This is a genomic window from Acidovorax sp. KNOB132, from assembly GCF_057541515.1.
Map to the genome: position 1 here is coordinate 1 of NZ_BAAJYT010000463.1, position 1,788 is coordinate 1,788.

1 protein-coding gene is annotated in these 1,788 nt (G+C 61.8%); it reads left to right on the forward strand.

The features are described from left to right. The first annotated feature begins 233 nt into the window (after window positions 1-233). The gene (locus tag AC27IO_RS23730; RefSeq protein WP_498741114.1) at window positions 234-1,430 is read left to right on the forward strand and encodes a ribonucleotide-diphosphate reductase subunit beta; all 1,197 of its coding nucleotides are present in this window, start codon (window positions 234-236) and stop codon (window positions 1,428-1,430) included. The last annotated feature ends 358 nt before the right edge of the window (window positions 1,431-1,788 follow it).

Sequence of the window (1,788 nt, forward strand, 5' to 3'; positions counted from 1 at the left end):
CTGCGGCCGCAGCACAGGCACAGGCCGCGGCATTGCCCGCGACCGACGTGAAGGTTCTGCGCGATCGACGACCCCGACCTGCGAAGCCTGCCAGTGATGCGCACGCCATGCGCGGCACCCTGATCGATCAGGTCCGCGCAATGTGCAGTGAAGCAACAAAAACATGGCTGCATCACGCTCCAGCGCTTTTAATTTTGCAGCGCTGCTTTCATAATCCGACCATTGGAAAACCTATGCTGACCTGGGACGAAGAAGTCAAGCCCTCATCGCAGAAACTCTTGGACGGCGGTCTGCAAAACAACCGCCCGGCGGTGTCGCCGTCCGCGCTTTCGCAAGCCGCTGCGGCACCCGCCGAAAGCCTGCCCGCCGGCAGCACGCCCACCCCCTCTGCCCCGCCCGCCGACACCGTGCACCGCCGCGTGAATGCCGCCGACAAGCGCATCATCAACGGACAGACCGACGTCAATCAACTGGTGCCCTTCAAGTACAAGTGGGCCTGGGAAAAATACCTCGCCACCTGCGCCAACCACTGGATGCCGCAAGAGGTGAACATGACGCGCGACATCGCGTTGTGGAAAGACCCGAACGGCCTGACCGAAGACGAGCGCCGCATCATCAAGCGCAACCTTGGCTTCTTCGTGACCGCCGATTCGCTGGCCGCCAACAACATCGTGCTGGGCACGTACCGCCACATCACCGCGCCCGAATGCCGCCAGTTCCTGCTGCGCCAGGCCTTCGAGGAAGCGATCCACACGCACGCCTACCAGTACATCGTCGAATCGCTCGGCCTCGACGAGAGCGAGATCTTCAACGCGTACAACGAAGTCGCCTCCATCCGCAACAAGGACGAGTTCCTGATCCCCTTCATCGAGGCGATCATGGACCCCAACTTCAAGACCGGCACGCCCGAGACCGACCAGACGCTGCTCAAGTCGCTGATCGTGTTCGCCTGCCTGATGGAAGGCCTGTTCTTCTACGTCGGCTTCACGCAGATCCTCGCGCTCGGCCGCCAGAACAAGATGACCGGTGCCGCCGAGCAGTACCAGTACATCCTGCGCGACGAATCGATGCACTGCAACTTCGGCATCGACCTGATCAACCAGCTCAAGCTGGAGAACCCGCACCTGTGGACCGCGGAGTTCAAGGAAGAGATCAATGGCCTGTTCATGAAGGCCGTCGAGCTCGAGTACCAGTACGCCGAAGACACCATGCCACGCGGCGTGCTGGGCATGAACGCCTCCATGTTCAAGGGCTACCTGCGCTACATCGCCAACCGCCGCGCCACGCAGATCGGCCTGGAGGCGCTGTTCCCCAACGAAGAAAACCCCTTCCCCTGGATGAGCGAGATGATCGACCTCAAGAAGGAGCGCAACTTCTTCGAGACCCGCGTCATCGAGTACCAGTCCGGCGGTGCACTGTCCTGGGATTAGCCTCCCGACACATTCCAGGCCATGCATTTTCATTCCACGTCCCAGACCGGCAGCGCTGCAAAGCCCTGCCGTTCGGGGCGTTCCCGTGTTCATGGCGATGGGACTCGTCCCATCGCCATGGATCGCTCCATGTCCAATGCAGGCGTGGAGTGCTCTTTGCAAATTGACCCAAGGAGAAAATGATGGCAACTGCGAAAAAGACCGCCGCCAAGAAGGCAGCACCCGCGAAGAAAGCCGCCGCCCCCGCCAAGAAGGCTGTGGTAGCGAAGAAGGCCGCCGCTCCGGCGAAGAAGGCAGCGCCCGCCAAGAAGGCCGCCGCCCCCGCCAAGAAGGTAACGGCTGCGAAGAAGGCAGCAGC

Excerpts from the sequence above, each read along its gene's own strand:
- AC27IO_RS23730 (WP_498741114.1), top strand. The coding sequence starts at position 234 with ATGCTGACCTGGGACGAAGAAGTCAAGCCCTCATCGCAGAAACTCTTG.